Here is a 17,789-nt window from a genome sequence, read left to right on the forward strand (position 1 = left end):
TTATCAGATATTTAGTCAGCTAAACTAGGAGGAAATCTAACAATGTTTCGAGTTTTGGTCTCAGATAAGATGAGCAATGACGGCTTAAAGCCGCTGATGGAATCAGACTTTATAGAAATTGTTCAAAAAAACGTCGCGGATGCAGAAGAAGAATTACATACCTTTGATGCCCTGTTAGTCCGCAGTGCCACGAAAGTAACCGAAGAATTGTTTAAAAAAATGACCTCTTTAAAAATCGTCGGCAGAGCCGGTGTCGGCGTAGACAACATCGACATTGATGAGGCCACAAAACATGGGGTTATCGTGATAAACGCGCCGAATGGAAACACCATTTCAACGGCAGAGCATACATTCGCGATGATTTCTTCATTAATGAGACACATTCCGCAAGCCAATATCTCAGTAAAATCTAGAGAATGGAACCGGACGGCTTTTGTCGGGGCGGAGCTCTACGGAAAGACTTTAGGCATTGTCGGTCTGGGCCGGATCGGAAGCGAGATTGCCCAGCGCGCCAGAGCGTTCGGTATGACGGTTCATGTATTCGATCCTTTCTTAACCGAAGAGAGAGCCGGCAAAATCGGCGTAAACAGCCGGACATTCGAAGAAGTGCTTGAAAGCGCGGATATCATTACCGTCCACACGCCTTTAACAAAGGAAACAAAAGGACTGCTTAACAGAGAAACCATTGCCAAAACGAAAAAAGGCGTCCGTCTTATCAACTGCGCAAGAGGCGGTATTATTGATGAAGCGGCGCTTTTGGAAGCGCTGGAAAGCGGCCATGTCGCAGGCGCTGCCCTTGACGTGTTTGAAGTGGAACCGCCAGTTGAATCAAAGCTTCCCGACCATCCGCTGGTGATCGCCACACCTCACTTAGGCGCTTCAACGAAAGAAGCACAGCTGAATGTCGCGGCACAGGTTTCTGAAGAAGTGCTGCAGTTTGCAAAAGGTCTGCCTGTCATGTCAGCGATCAACCTGCCTGCGATGACGAAAGATGAATTCAAAAAAATCCAGCCTTATCACCAAATTGCTGATAAAATCGGAAGTCTCGTATCACAATGTATGAAGGAACCCGTCAAAGATGTTGCGATTCAATATGAAGGCACCATCGCCAAACTTGAAACATCATTTATTACAAAAAGCCTGCTGTCCGGTTTCTTAAAACCGCGTGTAGACTCAACGGTCAATGAAGTGAACGCCGGCGGTGTAGCAAAAGAACGCGGAATCAGCTTCAGCGAGAAGATTTCCTCCAATGAATCAGGATATGATAACTGCATCAGCGTAAAAGTAACCGGAGACCGGAGCACATTTACGTTAACGGCTACGTATATCCCTCACTTCGGTGAACGAATCGTTGAACTGAACGGCTTTAATATTGACTTAAATCCTGCCGGCCACCTCGTTTATATCCAGCACCAGGATACGACTGGTGTAATCGGACGCGTCGGACGCATCCTCGGCGATAACGATATCAATATCGCTACCATGCAGGTAGGCCGTAAAGAAAAAGGCGGAGAAGCCATTATGATGCTTTCTTTTGATAAACATTTAGATGATAAAGTCGTCAATGAGCTGACTTCAATTCAGGATATTGTTTCCGTTAAACTGATTGACCTTCCGTAACCAACAAAAAACCCAAAACATTCATATGTTTTGGGTTTTTTACGTTTAATGGCTTGGAAGCGGATTAGGCGCGGCAGGCACAGCGATAGGTTTTGTCACATCATAATTACCGATTTTCTTTGTATGCGCATGTGTGAACAGCACCTCAGAATAACCGAATTCCTTCGCAGTTAACAGAAGCCCTTCGATCATTAAAATCCCTTCCAGCGAATCTTCAACCGTATGTTTTTCGGACAATTGAATCCGCAGCTGCTCACCGTCTTCCCTTTCCGATACCGATGCAATCGCATCTGCTTCTATAATGCTCGCGGTCTGTGAGCCTCCGTCTGTTGTCTTCATCCCGTCAATAGCCTGATATACTGAATAATAGGTTTGTTCAGACGGGATGAGATACTCTTGTCCCAGACTGTCGCTGTAAGAAAAATACGCCCGGTTTGTCTGTTTATGTACGGACATCTCAGCGGAAATGCCGTAAGATTTATAAAAATCCTGTCCGGCTCCGTTTTGAACCTTTTTCAATTTAATCCGCTCGTAAGGACTCCATGTCAAAGTCTCTTTCAGCATCTTTTTCAATAAGTCAGCATCGGCAACTGATTCGATAGAGAACCGTCCGTTTACCTGCACAAGCAAGTCCTTCTTATCCGCCGTTACCTGCACACCGTCCAAAAGGTTCGGCACAGACAGGAAGGATTCGGGCACTTCTAGGTTTTCCGCTTCGGATAAAGCCTCTGAAACCGATTCATCCGGCTTCTTTTTTTCAAAACTGACCGGAATGACGGCGGATGTTTCTGAATCGGCAAATGCCAAGGTAATGTAATTGTTTTTGTTTTGGTTTGAGACGACGAACGTCTTCTGATCCGGCGGCTTGACAGAAGCTGACTGACTGGCTTTTTCAGTCTGGCGGCTGTCAGCGGTTAGATCACCGGAAGATTTGTTTGTCATCAGGTGAGGAGATATAATCAGAGCGATGCACAATGCGCAGACGCCGGCTGCGGCGGGGCCGATCCAGCTTCGGGCCGGTTTTTTCCTGTACGGTTTACCTGTTTCAATATTCCGGTAAATGGCCTCGGGTGAACGATGATCTCTAACCGCCGGAAGTTGTCTTAACAACTCCTCTACTCTTTCTTCGTTCCAATATGACTTCATCATCCATTAGCTCCTCCCTCAAAAGCTCCATCTGTTTCCGAAGTATTTTGAGCCCTCTGTGTTGGGTCGTTTTGACTTTGCTTTCCGAGAAGCGGAGAGCGGCGGCTGTTTCCTGAATGGAATATCCCTGAATAAATCTCAAGATAATAACAGCTCTTTGATCAATGGTGCAATGATCAAGCGCGGTATAAATTTCCCGGACGTTTTCATGCTGTACGGCGAGTTCGTCCGGAAGCAAATGCTGATCTCTGACATCTTGTGTATCCCAATCAAACGTACCCATAATACGCTGTCTGATCGTCTGCTGCTTGCGGAACCAGTCAATCGCCACATGGCGTGCGATGGATAACAGCCATGTTTTTTCACTGCTTCTTCCTTCAAATGTATGATAGGAATTCAAGACGCGGATATACACTTCCTGCGTCAAATCTTCAGCCTGCGACTTATCTTTTACCATATAAAATAAAAATTGATATAAATCTTGATGGTATGCATCATATAATATCTGAAAGGTTTCTTCCATGGGAAACCCCTCCGTTCACTTTTTTGTCGTAAAAATGCGTTGAAAAGTTACATTACAACTATATTACGAGAAACTGGAATTTGGAAGGGAATTTATATTAACATATTCTTAAATTTTTAAAGGAGAAACAAATAAAAAACACCCGCAGAACATGCGGGTGTTTCGTATGGAACAAGATTGTTCGTCAATTTCAGACGTCATCCTGCACTTTTGTCGGAATATAAAATGTAAACGTCGTCCCTTTGTCGATGCTGCTGTGAACCGCAATTGAGCCGCCGTGGGCTTCCACGATATTTTTTACGATGGCGAGTCCGAGTCCGGTCCCCGCCCTGCCTCTTGTTCTTGCTTTGTCCGCTTTATAAAAACGTTCAAAAATAAAAGGCAGGTCTTCTTCCGGTATTCCAGAGCCGGAATCTTTGATATCGATTTTCAGTCCGTCTTTTACGGTCTGAGCCGCGATATGAACGCTTCCGCCTGACTCCGTGTGGCGCAGCGCATTATCTATAAGGTTGGTAAACACCTGTTCCATTTTATCTTCGTCAAAGACACACTCCGGCTGAGACACCGAGATGTCTTCTGTGAGCGAAACGCCTTTTTCCTTCGCTACCCCGGAAAATTTGCGGGAGATCTTCTCCAGAAATTCATGCAGGTTTACCGTTTCATAGTGCAGGCCCGTATGTCCGGATTCCATTCTGGCCAAATCCAGCAAATCATTGACGAGCCGGCCCATGCGAAGAGATTCATCATAAATGATCTGCGCGATTTCTTTTTTCTCCTCTTCGGTGCTTGCAATGTCGTCCACTATTGCTTCACTGTATCCCTGCAGCATAGAAATCGGGGTTCTGAGCTCATGACTGACATTGGCAATGAAGTCTTCACGCAATTTATCGAGCCTGCGCTCTTCGGTCATATCACGGAGCACGGCCACGGCGCCGCGGACGTGTGATTCCGCATAAAGAGGCGACATCAATAAAACCCATGACCTTCCTTGAAGCGTCATTTCAATCATTTGCTCTTTTTCTGTGTTCACTGCATTTTGAAATAGCTCTTTTGCTTCAGGGGGAAGGTTATCTCCTTCTTTAATGTTCATGTTCTGCTCATAATACCATGCCTGCAGAAAACGTTCGGCCGGCGGGTTGGTCACCAAAATGGTGCCGTCGATATTAATGGTGATGACCCCGTCTGCCATACTGCTTAAAATATTGGACAGCTGTTCTTTTTCCTGATTCAGCGCGTTAATATGGAAATTGAGCTGCCGTCCCATCTGATTAAAGGCAATGGCCAGTTCCCCGATTTCATCTTGGGTCAGAATCGGAATTTTTGTATCAAACTTTCCTTTCGCCAAGTCTTGGGCGCCTTCCCGCATTTTCCGAAGGGGATATGTCACCCTGCTGGATAAAAAGAACGCGAAAAACGTTGTCAGGACGATGGCAATGCCCGCCGCAAGAAAAATATAGCGTGTTGTATGTTTCGTCGTATCTTTGACGGCAAGCAGCGATTGGGATAAAAAGACCATGCCTTTTTTGCCGTCTTTTTCATACGGCACTCCGACGATCAGCCGTTCGTTATCCGAACCGGCATTGTTGGGGACCGCGCGTTTGCTTACTTTTTTGCGGTCTGTCAGCGCCTTGTGCAGATCCCGGTCATGTTTGATCTGCTCTAATGTAATAGAGGATAAATGATTATCGTCATTGGGCGAATACCAGACATGCTTATCATCCTGAATGATCGCGATGCTCGTTAAATTGTCCGCCAGTTCCCACGTGATGGATCTGGCAAGCGGCTGGTCTTCATGATTTTCTATTATGACCGCAATTTTATCGGCAAGCTGCGTTAAATCTTTTTCCGCTTCTTCAACGTGGTAATTTTCTATAAATTCCAGAAGCAGCACCGTTAAAATAAATAAAACAATTAACACGAGTGAAAGAATGGTAAACCAAAGCTTTCCTACTACGCTTTTCCAAAACTTCATTCAGCGCCTACCTCAAATTTGTATCCGACTCCCCATACGGTGACGATTTTTTTCGCCGCTCCCGGGGACACTTTATTTAATTTTTCACGGAGCCGTTTGACATGGGTGTCCACCGTTCTGAGGTCTCCGAAAAATTCATACTGCCACACTTCTTTTAAAAGCTTTTCCCTGTCGTACACTTTGTCCGGTGTTTTCGCCAGGAAGTACAGCAGTTCATATTCCTTCGGCGTCAGGCTCACCTCCGTGCCGTCCGCAGTCACCCTGTGAGCATCGTGATCAATGGATAGATGCGAAAAGACGAGAACATTTTTTGTCGGGGTATTGGCTGTCAGATAAGATGTTTGGGAAGCCCTTCTTAAAAGCGCCTTTACCCGAAGCACCACTTCTCTCGGGCTGAAAGGCTTGACGATATAATCGTCCGTACCCGCTTCAAACCCCTGGACGCGGTTGGCTTCTTCCCCTTTTGCCGTCAGCATGATAATCGGCGTCGCTTTTTTTTCTCTGAGCTGCCGGCATACTTCGATTCCGTCCGTTCCCGGCATCATTAAATCCAAGAGCACCAGATCATAATCTGATGCCAGCCCCATTTTAATGGCCTCGTCGCCGTTTTCCGCTTCTTCAATCACATAGTTTTCCCGTTCAAGGTACATTCTTAAAAGGCGTCGAATTCTGGCTTCATCATCTACTACTAATATTTTAGTTTCATTTGTTTGATCCATCGTTTTCCCCCTGCTTTCCTTCTGTTACTTTCATTTTAACAAACTGTGCGGCAGCTTGAGAACTGTATCGGCTTTTTGCATCTATGCGTACGAATGAAGTCCGGCAAGCACGAGATTCACAAAAATTAAGTTAAACATAATAATGGCGAAGCCGATGACGGCAAGCCACGCGGACTTTTCGCCATGCCAGCCTCTTGACAGCCGCAAGTGCAAATACGCTGCGTAAAATAAAAAGGTGATCAGCGCCCATACTTCCTTCGGGTCCCAGCCCCAAAAACGCGTCCATGCAAGCTGCGCCCAAATCATCGCAAACACAAGCGCGCCGAGTGTGAATACCGGAAAACCGATGGAAACAGCGCGGTAGCCGACTTCATCGACCAAGTCCAGATTCACATTTTTGACGAGCGGGCTGATAAGAGCGCTGATTCTCTTTCTGAATATCAGCCTGAGCCCACCGTATAAAACGAGACCTGCGCCAAACGACCAGATCACCGTATTGACCTTTCTGCCTGAAAAAATGGCCGGAAGCTCAATAAGCGGCTTCATTGCGCCTTCCGTAAGCAGTTCTCCCTCATGCGGGCCGACAAGCGCAGGCATATCATATATCATGACGCTTTTGGCTTCTTTTTTATCCACCCAATTAAATTCAGCTTTGTAGTCCGCCAGCCGGAATGCCGACGTGACGGCGATAAATGCCACGGTCGTCACGAGTATAAACATGATGACTTCAAGCCAGAACGTTTTTTTGCCCGGTCTGGATTGGTCGACATGCTTTAACAGGAAAATGACGCCGGCTACAAAACTGATCGCAAGAATCGCCTGCCCGAGCGCCGCCGTCGTGACGTGAATGTACAGCCAATTGCTCTGCAGTGACGGAATAAGCGGTGTAATGTCTGTCGGAAACATGCTTGCATATGCGATAAGCAAAAGCGCGATAGACAATGTGAACATGCCTAATGAAGGCAGTCTGTAAATAAAGTAAATAATAATAAAAGCGAGAACAAGCATCATGCCGAATGACGTCGTAAATTCAAACATATTGCTGACAGGCGCATGTCCGCTTGCCGACCATCTCGCAATGAAGTAGCCGAGATGACAAAGAAATCCGAAAATGGTTAACGTGATTCCGATAGCCGACCAGCGGCCCTTACCGTCCTTAGCACCTTTTGTTCCCCGGATGGCGCCGCCGAAAACAGGGACGGCAATTAAATAAATCAAAAAGGCAGCATAAAGAAAATTTGCGCTCAGCTCCGCCATGACACCACTCCTTTTTCACTAGGCCTGATTTTTGGCCAATTCTTTTTGATCGGCCGGCTCTTGAATCCCGGTCCCGCTAAGAACAAATTCGATATCCTTTTTCAGACCGAACCAGTTTTTGTTCGTATGTCCCGCCACAAGCACTTCATGATCACCTGTTTTGATCCAGATCCTTCTGTGCTGCCAGTACATTCCTTGAATGACGCCGATCATAAAGATCGCGCCGCCGACGGCAAGCACCCATAAGGTTAAGTCTTTTCTGACGGTGAGTCCTGTAATGTTTTTCGTTTCCACATGGTCGAATTTTAATTTGTACTTGTTACTTTCGGAACCTTCAACAGTCTGCTGAATCGCAACAAAACTTTTCTCCCCTTTCGGCTTGTCAGGAGCCGTGATTTTAAAGACAAAAGCCGGATTGTTAGGAACCTTCGTTTTCGTGCTCGGTTCTCCGTCCTTGTTAAAATAAAAATCAGGAAGATAACTGGCGATCTGCACTTTGTAACCGTTACCAAGATCATAGTCCGTGTCGGGATCAAGAAGATTGATCTTCAGTTTGCCAAATGACTGTTTTGTTTTTTGGTCGATCAGCTGAAATACCATCTGATCGAGCTGGTTTTCTTTATAGTCCACCTGATACACAGAATAGGAGTCAAAGCGAAGCGGTTCATTGACGCGGATATTGTTTTCTTTGACTCTTTTAAGCTTCGGCTTTTCGCCGAATACAATGTCGCCTTCCCTCTTGTACAAAACCGCGTCCGTTGTGAAGGATTTGGCGACTTTGCCGTTTCCGGCTCTGTCAATGGCGTCGGCGAATACTTTTTTCTCGGTGTCTTTGTTATATGTCTGCATCGTGAACCGGTTGTTTTTTAAGTAATACTTGCCATCAGTGCCGGGGATCTGAGCGGTTTCGCCTTCACGGACCCAGAGCGTTTCATCGACATACATACCGGGTACAAATCTCAGCATGGCTCCGATCAGAAAAATGATCAGACCGATATGATTGACGTAGGGCCCCCACCTTGAAAAACGGCCTTTTTCCGCCAGAATGCTTCCCTCTTGTTCTCGCACTCTATAATGCTTTTTTTTCAATCGTGTTCTGAGGCTATCAGCCGCATCCCCGCTCAGCTCGGTTTCTGTCCGGCTGTATAGACGCTGCCTCTTCAAAAAGATCGGATTCCGCCGAACTCCTTGATTTTTCAGCGCTCTGTACAAAGGAATCACCCGATCCAGACTGCAGATGACCAGTGATATGCCAATGGATGCGATCAGGAGCATATACCACCATGAGCCGTACAGGTGATGAAATCCCAGCAGATAATACATTTGGCCGATTATGCCGTACTGCTGTTCATAATATGTATCCGGCTGGGCGCCCGGCGGCAGATAAGCTTCCTGCGGAAAAACCGTGCCGAAAGCAGACGCCGCCAGAGTAATGACGATCAGCCATATTCCGACTTTTACGGAAGAAAAGAAGTTCCATACCTTATCTACGATTGTTTTGTTATATGTTTGCGAACGCCTTGCGCTGCCGTCGTACCGCATATCCGCAAGCAGCGATTTTTGATCATCAAGCGGCTTCCCGCACGACTCGCATAAAACCGTCCCGGCTGGATTCACGTGCCCGCATTCACATTTGACCTTTTTCATGAAGACGCCTCCGGCTTAATTAAATTCATATAGTCATGAACCATGCGTTCTGTCATCGTGCCGGTCACCACTTTCACGACTTTTCCGTCGGGATTGATCAAAAATGTCGTCGGAATAGGTGATACGCCGTACGCGTCCAGCACTTGCCGGTCAGTATCGAGCGCAACCGGGAAATTGACGCCGTATGTTTTCATAAAGTTATGTACTGCAATTTTTGATTCGCCGACATTTACCGCAACCACCTCGACACCGAGGTCTTTAAAATGCTTGTATTGATTCTCCATGTAGGGAAATTCCTGCTTGCACGGCTCGCACCACGTTCCCCAGAAATTCAGAAAAACGCCTTTTCCTTTTAACTGACTCAGTTCTATGAGTCTGCCCTCTGTATCTTTCAGCGCGAAATTCGGGGCTTTGGACCCCTCAGATATACGCTCGCCGTTTGTGTAAACAGCATTATAGATGGTATATCCGAGCGCGCAGAGTAAGATGAGAAGGATGCCGGTCCGAATGAATAAACGCCGCCGTTTTTTGTTCATTGTACACTGCTCCCCTCCCCTGCCTGCAAATCCATTCAATTATATCATCAACACGTTTTGTAATTTTTGAAGGTTATGTGAAAATTAGAAAGCGTTTTTACCGTGTTCAGCTAAAGCCCGCAGCCTTTTCACCTCATGCGGCGACAATTCTCTTGCGTCTCCTGTGCGCAGGCCTCTTAAATCTAAAAATGCGTATTCTTCACGTTTTAGTTTCAGCACGTCATGACCGATCGCCTCGAACATGCGGCGGACCTGTCTGTTCCGTCCTTCATGAATCGTCAGCTGAATGATGCTCGTCTGCTTTCTTTTGTCCAGGGAAAGCATTTTCGCTCTGGCCGGCGCCGTCTTGCCTTCTTCAAGCTGAATGCCGCGCTCAAGCTTTCTCAAAAGTTCCTTGGAAGGAATCCCCTTCACTTTGGCGACGTACGTCTTATCAATTTCGTATTTCGGATGCATGAGTTTGTTGGCAAACTCGCCGTCATTTGTCAGCAATAAAAGTCCGCTCGTATCATAATCAAGCCTGCCGATCGGATAAATGCGCTGCGGCACTTCTTTGAAAAAGTCGGTCACCACTTTCCGCCCTTTGTCGTCATCAGCTGCTGAGATCACTCCTCTCGGTTTATAAAGCAGAAAGTACACGGGTTCTTCCCGCTCCACCTTTAATCCGTTTACTTCAATCTGATCAGAACCGGTCACTTTTACGCCGAGTTCTGTTATTACTTTTCCATTCACCTTTACTTTTCCTTCTTTTATCAGCTCTTCCGCCTTTCTGCGTGATGCCACGCCGGCATGAGCAATAACTTTTTGCAGTCTTTCCATGTCGTTCACCTCAAGTATAATCTTACTTTTTTCCCCCTGAACAAACAAGCTTTTTCAAGGAGAGTTATTTTGATATATAAAAAGCGCCTGATTTCAGGCGCTTCCAAATAATAACGTAACTATGATGATTGATGCAACCACCCCGATCAAATCAGCGAGAAGACCAACCTTTAAAGCATCCCCCATTTTTTTGATGCCGACCGCCCCGAAATACACCGTCAGGACATACAGCGTCGTGTCAGTCGATCCCTGCATGACCGAAGCCAGCCTGCCGATAAATGAATCAGGCCCGTACACGGCGATCAGATCTGTCGTCATGCCGAGCGCCGCCGTCCCCGAAATCGGGCGGATCAGAGCAAGCGGCACGACTTCTGCGGGAATGCCGAGCGCTGTAAAGAAAGGCTTGCACAGCCCCATGACAAAATCCAGCGCGCCCGAGGCCCGGAATACGGTAATCGCCACCAGCATCCCGACCAAATAGGGAATGATGGAAAACGCTATCTCAATTCCTTCTTTTCCGCCTTCAACGAATGATTCATACGTCGGCACTTTTTTGATCGTGCCGTATATCAATATACCGGCGATAATAATCGGAATCATGGCTAAAGACAGCCAATTCACCATTTCCATTCGCTTACCTCCCTTTTCTTTTGCGGCGGTACCAGAAGTAGCGGTCAATGAAAATCGCGCCGATTCCCGAAATTAAAGTCGCTAAGATGGTCGGCCCGACGATATCGGTCGGTGATTTCGCCGAGTAAGCCATGCGCACGGCAATGACGGTTGTCGGTATCAATGTAATACTCGAAGTATTTACCGCCAAAAAGGTAATCATGGAACGGCTGGCCTCAGACTTACCTCCATTCAGCTTTTTCATCTGCTCCATGGCTTTAATGCCGAGCGGTGTCGCCGCATTTCCCAGTCCGAAAAAGTTTGCCATGAGATTTGATAAGATGTATCCCATCGCCGGATGATCAGGGGGAATATCGGGAAACAGCTTAGAAATAAACGGGCGGCACATTCTGCTGAATATATCCAAAAGGCCGGACTGCTCGGCTATTTTCATCAGGCCGAGCCAGAACACGAGAACGCTCATTAATCCGAACGAGATCGTAACCGCTTCTTTCGCTCCTTTAAAAACGGCTTCATTCACATCCTGCAAGGTACCGTTAAACATCGCAAAGACAAGTCCGATTACCGTCAGACATACCCAGATTAAATTGACCATGACGAACCGCCCGCCGCGCTCATAAACAGGCTCGTAAACGTCTCAATGAAATGCTTTTTCGGTTTTTTATGGCGCTCGTTTTCATAATAGACGGGGATCTTGGCGATCACTTTCCCATCATGCATAACAGTCATCCGGCCGACGACATCAGGAATGAGAGAGGCGTCCTTTTTCCAGGCTTTTTTCGGTTTTATTAAGGTTGTGCGGATTTTCACATCGTCGATTTCATCCTCTTTTAACAAATATTTGACATCCCGGGCAATAAAAGCGCGCTTTCCGTAAAACGTCTTTTTCAGCTTCGGAATGCCGCCTTTTTTGGCGACGACATAGGTTTTATAGTGATCAAAGACATAATTAAACATATTCATATGATCATCCCAATCATCCGGATCATTTATGGTGACCGCGATGAGATCCGTACCGTCTTTTGAGGCCGTCGAGACGAGCGTCCGTTTCGCGATTTTTGTGTAACCCGTTTTTCCGCCTGTGCTGTAACGGTAGAGCCCAGTCAGAAGCTTGTTTTTATTTTTCCATACCCGGTCCATCGTTTCCGCCTTATACACTTTTGTGCCTGAAACGGTCCGGTATTCCTTGATTTTCATCGCATATTTAGTCAAAAGCGCCATGTCATACGCCGTTGAATATAAATTTTCATGGTCGTCCAGTCCGTGCGGATTTTGAAATTTTGTATTTTCCATCCCGATTTGCTCGGCTTTTTTGTTCATCATAAATACAAAACCGTCAAGGCTTCCGCCGACATATTCAGCTATTGCTGCAGCGGCGTCATTTCCTGATCTCAGCATAAGCCCGTATACGAGATCTTTCAGCTTCACTTTTTGTCCCGGCTGAAGATAAATGGCTGAGCCTTCCGTTTTTACGGCATTCGGGGAAACCGTCACGGTCTCTTCCATCTTCCCTGATTCAATCGCCAGCACCGCCGTCATGATTTTCGTAATGCTTGCAATCCGCCGCTTATGATGTTCATCCTTGGCGAATAACACCCTGCCAGATGCTCCGTCGATTATAATCGCGCTTTTTGCGCTGACATGTATTTGGGCATGTGCCGTATTGCCGTCTGTAATGGAAAAAAGAATAACAAAAGTCAAAAGAAATACGGCAGCTTTTTTGAGAAAGCGCATGAATGCTCACGTCCTTGTTGTGGGTTTGTACAAGTTTATGCGCATGTCCATGACTTATGAATACCAATTGCGTCACTTTCACATAAAAAAACTCTCCCAAAAGGAAGAGTTTTTATCTGACTGATGCCATATTTGAGCCTGATGCTTCATATTGCGCTAATTCTTCCCGCATGCGCAGAAATTCACTGCTGAGCGAAAGCAGAAGGCTCCGCAGCGAGTCCGGCACTTGCTGGTAGAATTCAATCGCGCTTTGGCCTGTATAAGCGGCGCGGCTGTTTTCGTACCATGTATCCTTTTTCGGCATGAAAAACTCTTCCACGCACTGATGATACACTTTATACAGCGTTTTTTCCGCTCTCACCTCATGAAACGGCTCCTGCATTAAAAGCCGCCTGCAGGCTTCCTGGGCGCCTTCGCAAAAGACGGTCATCCTCCTCAGCACACTGAGCACGTCGCGGCAGTATGCCTCATCCGCCTCTCCTTGAGCCCGCATCTCCGGCAATGTTGTATGATTTAAATAGCTGCTGACCATCGTGACAACCTCGGCTAAAAATTCACCAGTTTCTTCAGTATGGGCCCTCACAATCGAATTTCCCATTTCCGTCCGTTTCCTTCCTCTCTTGTACGTCGTCATTTGCGTCATTCATCAATGGCCTTTCCTTACTATCGTATGATGAAAAACGATTATTATTTAATATCCTCAAAAGTTTGGTTGAAGTTTTCAAAGAATAAATCGGCTTCCTCCTGGAGAACGTCTTCCTCCGCATTTTCAGGAAGCGGCGGGAGCTCCTCCAATGTTTTTAAGCCGAATTGTTCAAGAAATACCGGTGTCGTGCCGTATAAAATCGCCCGGCCGGGACCGTCGGCGCGGCCCACCTCACACAGCAGCGCTTTTGACACGAGGCTGTGCAGAATCCGTTCAGACTTCACGCCCCGGATATCTTCAATTTCCGCCCGTGTGATCGGCTGCTTGTACGAAACGATCGCCAGCACTTCCAAAGAAGCCTGTGACAGCCCTTTTGACGGCACTTCGATTAGTTTTTTCAAATAAGGCACGAATTCTTTTTTCGTTCCAAGCATATACGTATCCGCATATTCGGTAAGCTCGATGCCTCTGTCGTCTTCCTTGTACTGAGCGGCCACTTCTTCCATGATTCCGGCCAGTTCCGCTTCTTCTATTTCAAGCACCGTCACCAATTGCTTTTTGGTCAGCCCTTCATCACCCGCCGCATACAGCAGGGCTTCCACAATCGCTTTCCAATTCACGATATCAAGCGCCATGAATGGATTCACTCCCCGTAATGTATATATCTGAAAAGTTTTCTTCCTGTTCAATGATAATCTGCTGATTTTTCATCAGTTCCAGGACTGCTAAAAACGTCACGACGAGATGGTCCTTTTGCCGAGAAGGAAAAAGCTCCGTGAAGTTTATTCTTCTACCCGCCGTTTTTAAGCTTTTTACGATTTCGTTCATTCTGTCTTCAATCGGTATTTCCTGCCTTGTAATGGTCGTTTCTTTCGGCCGCGTGATTTTTTTACGCTGAAGCACCTTTTGAAACGCGCCGATCATGTCATAAACGGTCACCGACAGTTTCTGCTCGGTCTGTTTGATTTCTTTTGCATACTCACTTAAATCACTCGGCGGCTTTGTAAATGACTTTTGTCTTTCTTCTTCCCGCTCTTTTAAATCCTTCGCAGCGGTTTTATACTTTCTATACTCAATCAGTTTTTCAATCAGCTCGTCCCGAGGGTCTTCTTCTTCAAGCATTTCGTCTTCAAACAGTTCTTCCTCTTGTTTCGGAAGCAGCATTCTGCTTTTAATACTGAGAAGCGTCGCCGCCATGACCAGATATTCACTGGCGACATCAAGTTCAAGCTCTTGCATTGTATGTACATATAATAAATATTGTTCAGTAATGGTTGCCACGGGTATGTCGTATATGTCGATTTCAAGACGGTTAATCAGATGAAGCAGCAGGTCCAATGGGCCTTCAAACGTATCAATTTTCACTTGATATTCTACCATTATCTCACCATTTTCAATATCACTCTCATTGCCGGAAAAACTGGCTACCCTTTAGTATAATCCACCGAAATGCTCTCGTCCAATACTTTTATACACGTCCTCCGTTATTTAGAAAATACTGAAAAAGAAGATATACGCCTATACCTTTAAAGGCGGATGCACATATGATAGCCGTGTAAACTTGAAACAAAGGGAGGCTGATTTCACATGAGCGGAGCTTGTTTCGGCGGAGGTTTTGCATTAATTGTCGTTCTGTTTATTTTGCTCGTTGTCGTAGGAGCATCTTACATCTGCTAGTTCCTCAGGCTTCAGGCACCAAGCCGCTCTTTTTTCCTTTTCATAGCGCTGTGGTACACTGGTTTTAGCATAAAAGGAGGAAGCGGCTTGTATCCTAAAGCTTATATCGGCTTTTTGGCCGAATTTCACGCATCAAGAGATTATTTTGAGTGTCATGAACTGTTAGAGGAATATTGGAAAGAAAGCACGGCTGAAAAGCGGAGCATTCATTGGGTCGGCCTGATTCAGCTTGCCGTCGCTCTGTATCACCAGCGCAGGGGAAATGAAGCCGGGGCGAAACGGCTGATTGCCAACAGCTTACGTATTCTCCGGTCTGAAAAGCAGGCGGTCTGTTCTCTCGGTCTCAGCCATCCGAAGCTGATTGAGCTGATAGAAACGCTGGCAGACGATATAGAAGCGGGCCAGCCTTATAAAAGTGTTATGCTGCCGATTACAGATGAAGCCCTGAAAAAAGCATGTCTTGCCGAATGCCGCCGAAAGGGCTATACATGGGGGCAAGACGGCGTATCAGATACCTTTCTTATTCATAAACACCGCCTGCGGGACAGGACGGATGTCATTAAGGAACGCGAACGGGAAATTGAGAGAAGAAAAAAAAGCAGAGGCTGACGGTCAGCCCTGCTTTTTCTATATCAAAACAGCTCCCGAAACCGTGAAGATTCCGGGAGCATTTGTCAGTTATTATATGAGATATCCTGATCTTTTTGATGTTGACAGCGTTCAAAAAAGCTTTGCGTTAATTCATTCGGAACGAGTGCCTCCGTTTTGAACAGACGTTTTAAGGCGTCCATCATTTGCTTTCCGATTCCTTGATGGCGGTGAGAAGGATTCACGCTGATATGCCGGATTTCAACTTCTGAGTCCTTTTTTTCGACTCCGATCGCTCCGACGATATCTTCATCCTCTTTCCAAAGAAAGAGCTGGCGGCCAGTATCCGTTTCATAGTCCTTTATTGTCTGCTGAAGCTGCTTGAGATCTTTTTCATTCGGCATAAATGACAGAAGACCCATCGCAATCTTTTCAAACGATTTTTTATAACGAATTAACATAAAAACCCCTCTATATCCAAAATGTCCATTCATGTTCTATCAAACGGATACATAAAGGCGATCCGTTTCCTCACATTATATCATTTTCGCCGCTGTTTTAAACGCTTTTCAACAAATTATTCAAATGAACGGTTTAAGTTTGCCATTTCAATGGCAGATACCGCGCAATCCGCTCCCTTATTTCCGGCTTTTGTTCCGGCTCGTTCGATGGCCTGCTCAATGGTTTCAGTCGTCACGATGCCGAAGATAACCGGGACGCCCGTCGCCGTTCCCGCCTGGGCAATGCCTTTTGCCGCTTCATTGCAGACATAGTCATAATGCGTTGTCGCTCCTCTGATAACCGTGCCGAGCGTAATGACGGCATCGTATTTTTTCGTTTCCGCCATTTTCTTTGCCGCAAACGGGATTTCAAATGCTCCCGGCACCCAAGCGACGTCAATGTCGTTTGATTCTACACCGTGGCGAAGCAACGTGTCTTCCGCTCCGCTTAACAGCTTGCTCGTAATAAATTCATTAAATCTGCCGACGACGATTCCGATTTTAAGTCCTGTTCCTACTAGGTTTCCTTGTATGATATTCATATGTTATCCATCCTTTTTTGTGAGATTTGTTTTTAGAAATGAAGCAGATGTCCAAGTTTTTTCATTTTGGTCTGTAAATATTGCTTGTTATGCTCACTCGCTTCCATTTGAAGCGGCACCCGTTCTGAAATGCTGAGACCGTATCCTTCGAGGCCGGCGATTTTCCGGGGGTTGTTGGTTAAAAGTTTCATATGCTGAACCCCTAAGTCGCGGAGAATCTGGGCGCCGATGCCGTAGTTGCGCAGATCAGGCAGAAAGCCGAGCGCTTCGTTCGCTTCAACCGTGTCATACCCTTGTTCCTGCAATCGGTACGCCTTCAGCTTATTGATTAAACCGATTCCTCTGCCTTCCTGGCGCAAATACAATAGAACGCCGCGGCCTTCTTCAGCAATTTGCGCAAGCGCGGCATGAAGCTGAGGTCCGCAATCACAGCGATGGGATGCAAATACATCGCCCGTCAGGCATTCTGAGTGCACTCTGACAAGAACGGGTTCGCTGTTAAACGGGACATCCCCCATGACAAAGGCGAGATGTTCTTTTCCGTCAACCTCGTTTGTATATCCGTAAACTCTAAACGTGCCGAAGTCAGTCGGCAGCGTAATATCAACTTCTCTGTTCACAAGTGTCGTAATGTTGTAACGGTACTCTATTAAGTCTTTTATCGTAATCATTTTCAGCTGGTGGCGTTCGGCGATTTCGGCTAACTCCGGCACTCTGGCCATTGTGCCGTCTTCATTCATAATTTCACAAATGACGCCCGCTCCCTGAGATCCGCAGGCTTTTGCAAGATCAACGGCTGCTTCCGTATGGCCGGCCCGCTTCAGGACGCCTCCTTTTTTTGCGATTAAGGGGAAAATGTGGCCCGGACGCTGAAAATCGTCAGACACAGATTCTTCGTTCAACAGCGCCTGAATGGTAAAGGATCGTTCCTGCGCGCTGATGCCCGTTTTTGTCAGCCTGTGGTCAATACTGACCGTAAACGCGGTCTCATGTGAGTCCGTATTATGATCAACCATCGGGTGAAGATCCAGCCGGCCGGCGATGTCTTCAGACAGCGGCGTGCAGATCAGGCCTCTCCCATGGGTCGCCATAAAATTAACCACTTCCGGCGTGGCATGCTCAGCCAGCGCTACGAAATCTCCTTCGTTTTCTCTGTCTTCATCATCGACAACAATGATGACTTCACCTTTTTTCAGCGCCTCTAACGCCTCTTCTATCGGATGAAACATATCG

At 46.6% G+C, this 17,789-nt stretch carries 20 protein-coding genes; 3 read left to right on the plus strand and 17 right to left on the minus strand.

Annotation, left to right across the window (positions count from 1 at the left end):
• Positions 1 to 42 precede the first annotated feature (42 nt).
• A complete protein-coding gene (serA, locus tag G4O42_RS10740) occupies positions 43 to 1,620 on the plus strand; it encodes a phosphoglycerate dehydrogenase (protein WP_032873237.1) in 1,578 nt (525 codons plus the stop codon).
• A 45-nt stretch (positions 1,621 to 1,665) separates the two neighbouring features.
• Here the strand turns inward: serA and G4O42_RS10745 are convergent, their stop codons facing one another.
• The 14 genes from G4O42_RS10745 to G4O42_RS10810 all read right to left on the minus strand — a co-directional run bounded on the left by G4O42_RS10745 (position 1,666) and on the right by G4O42_RS10810 (position 14,629).
• Positions 1,666 to 2,769 carry a sugar dehydratase gene (locus G4O42_RS10745; RefSeq protein ID WP_456305001.1) on the minus strand — a complete coding sequence of 368 codons (1,104 nt, stop codon included), beginning with the start codon at positions 2,767 to 2,769 and terminating at the stop codon, positions 1,666 to 1,668.
• Complete coding sequence (gene sigX, locus G4O42_RS10750) at positions 2,705 to 3,289, minus strand: RNA polymerase sigma factor SigX (RefSeq protein ID WP_003153399.1); 585 nt, start codon at positions 3,287 to 3,289, stop codon at positions 2,705 to 2,707. Before sigX ends, G4O42_RS10745 begins: the two co-directional genes overlap by 65 nt.
• Positions 3,290 to 3,479: 190 nt before the next feature.
• Positions 3,480 to 5,261 carry an ATP-binding protein gene (locus G4O42_RS10755; protein WP_007409435.1) on the minus strand — a complete coding sequence of 594 codons (1,782 nt, stop codon included), beginning with the start codon at positions 5,259 to 5,261 and terminating at the stop codon, positions 3,480 to 3,482.
• The gene (gene resD, locus G4O42_RS10760; RefSeq protein WP_003153397.1) at positions 5,258 to 5,980 is read right to left on the minus strand and encodes a DNA-binding response regulator ResD; all 723 of its coding nucleotides are present in this window, start codon (positions 5,978 to 5,980) and stop codon (positions 5,258 to 5,260) included. Before resD ends, G4O42_RS10755 begins: the two co-directional genes overlap by 4 nt.
• An 81-nt stretch (positions 5,981 to 6,061) precedes the next feature.
• Entirely contained in the window at positions 6,062 to 7,237 is a 1,176-nt protein-coding gene (gene ccsB / locus G4O42_RS10765) for a c-type cytochrome biogenesis protein CcsB (RefSeq protein WP_032873233.1), read from the minus strand.
• 18 nt (positions 7,238 to 7,255) lie between these two features.
• The gene (resB, locus tag G4O42_RS10770; RefSeq protein ID WP_032873231.1) at positions 7,256 to 8,884 is read right to left on the minus strand and encodes a cytochrome c biogenesis protein ResB; all 1,629 of its coding nucleotides are present in this window, start codon (positions 8,882 to 8,884) and stop codon (positions 7,256 to 7,258) included.
• Positions 8,881 to 9,420 (minus strand): thiol-disulfide oxidoreductase ResA, encoded by a 540-nt coding sequence (resA, locus tag G4O42_RS10775; protein WP_003153391.1) that lies wholly within the window; start codon positions 9,418 to 9,420, stop codon positions 8,881 to 8,883. The genes resB and resA overlap by 4 nt, the downstream gene beginning before the upstream one ends.
• 84 nt (positions 9,421 to 9,504) lie before the next feature.
• Positions 9,505 to 10,239, minus strand: a complete 735-nt coding sequence (gene rluB / locus G4O42_RS10780; RefSeq protein WP_007612296.1) for a 23S rRNA pseudouridine(2605) synthase RluB — start codon at positions 10,237 to 10,239, stop codon at positions 9,505 to 9,507.
• A 93-nt stretch (positions 10,240 to 10,332) separates the two neighbouring features.
• A complete protein-coding gene (gene spmB, locus G4O42_RS10785) occupies positions 10,333 to 10,869 on the minus strand; it encodes a spore maturation protein SpmB (RefSeq protein WP_003153387.1) in 537 nt (178 codons plus the stop codon).
• A 4-nt stretch (positions 10,870 to 10,873) separates the two neighbouring features.
• Positions 10,874 to 11,464: a nucleoside recognition domain-containing protein gene (locus tag G4O42_RS10790; RefSeq protein ID WP_003153385.1), complete on the minus strand. Its 591-nt coding sequence runs from the start codon at positions 11,462 to 11,464 to the stop codon at positions 10,874 to 10,876.
• Positions 11,452 to 12,603 (minus strand): D-alanyl-D-alanine carboxypeptidase family protein, encoded by a 1,152-nt coding sequence (locus tag G4O42_RS10795; protein ID WP_020956018.1) that lies wholly within the window; start codon positions 12,601 to 12,603, stop codon positions 11,452 to 11,454. The genes G4O42_RS10790 and G4O42_RS10795 overlap by 13 nt, the downstream gene beginning before the upstream one ends.
• Before the next feature lie 112 nt (positions 12,604 to 12,715).
• Positions 12,716 to 13,201: a DUF3907 family protein gene (locus G4O42_RS10800; protein ID WP_003153380.1), complete on the minus strand. Its 486-nt coding sequence runs from the start codon at positions 13,199 to 13,201 to the stop codon at positions 12,716 to 12,718.
• Between the two features lie 89 nt (positions 13,202 to 13,290).
• Positions 13,291 to 13,884: an SMC-Scp complex subunit ScpB gene (scpB, locus tag G4O42_RS10805; protein WP_007409428.1), complete on the minus strand. Its 594-nt coding sequence runs from the start codon at positions 13,882 to 13,884 to the stop codon at positions 13,291 to 13,293.
• Entirely contained in the window at positions 13,874 to 14,629 is a 756-nt protein-coding gene (locus tag G4O42_RS10810) for a segregation/condensation protein A (RefSeq protein WP_007409427.1), read from the minus strand. Before G4O42_RS10810 ends, scpB begins: the two co-directional genes overlap by 11 nt.
• Positions 14,630 to 14,836: 207 nt before the next feature.
• Between G4O42_RS10810 and G4O42_RS10815 the strand changes: the two genes are divergently transcribed.
• The gene (locus G4O42_RS10815; protein WP_003153376.1) at positions 14,837 to 14,926 is read left to right on the plus strand and encodes a YjcZ family sporulation protein; all 90 of its coding nucleotides are present in this window, start codon (positions 14,837 to 14,839) and stop codon (positions 14,924 to 14,926) included.
• Positions 14,927 to 15,013: 87 nt separating this feature from the next.
• Positions 15,014 to 15,535: a DUF309 domain-containing protein gene (locus G4O42_RS10820; protein ID WP_032873229.1), complete on the plus strand. Its 522-nt coding sequence runs from the start codon at positions 15,014 to 15,016 to the stop codon at positions 15,533 to 15,535.
• 65 nt (positions 15,536 to 15,600) lie between these two features.
• On the opposite strand, the gene ribT is transcribed toward G4O42_RS10820, so the two are convergent.
• The 3 genes from ribT to G4O42_RS10835 form a co-directional block, all read right to left on the minus strand.
• On the minus strand, positions 15,601 to 15,975 hold the full coding sequence (ribT, locus tag G4O42_RS10825) for a GNAT family N-acetyltransferase RibT (protein ID WP_003153373.1): 375 nt from the start codon (positions 15,973 to 15,975) through the stop codon (positions 15,601 to 15,603).
• 116 nt (positions 15,976 to 16,091) lie between these two features.
• A complete protein-coding gene (gene ribH, locus G4O42_RS10830) occupies positions 16,092 to 16,556 on the minus strand; it encodes a 6,7-dimethyl-8-ribityllumazine synthase (RefSeq protein WP_003153372.1) in 465 nt (154 codons plus the stop codon).
• Between the two features lie 32 nt (positions 16,557 to 16,588).
• Positions 16,589 to 17,785 carry a bifunctional 3,4-dihydroxy-2-butanone-4-phosphate synthase/GTP cyclohydrolase II gene (locus G4O42_RS10835; protein ID WP_003153371.1) on the minus strand — a complete coding sequence of 399 codons (1,197 nt, stop codon included), beginning with the start codon at positions 17,783 to 17,785 and terminating at the stop codon, positions 16,589 to 16,591.
• Positions 17,786 to 17,789 lie beyond the last annotated feature (4 nt).

The organism is Bacillus sp. LUNF1 (assembly GCF_011008975.1).
GTDB classification, from domain to species: domain Bacteria; phylum Bacillota; class Bacilli; order Bacillales; family Bacillaceae; genus Bacillus; species Bacillus velezensis.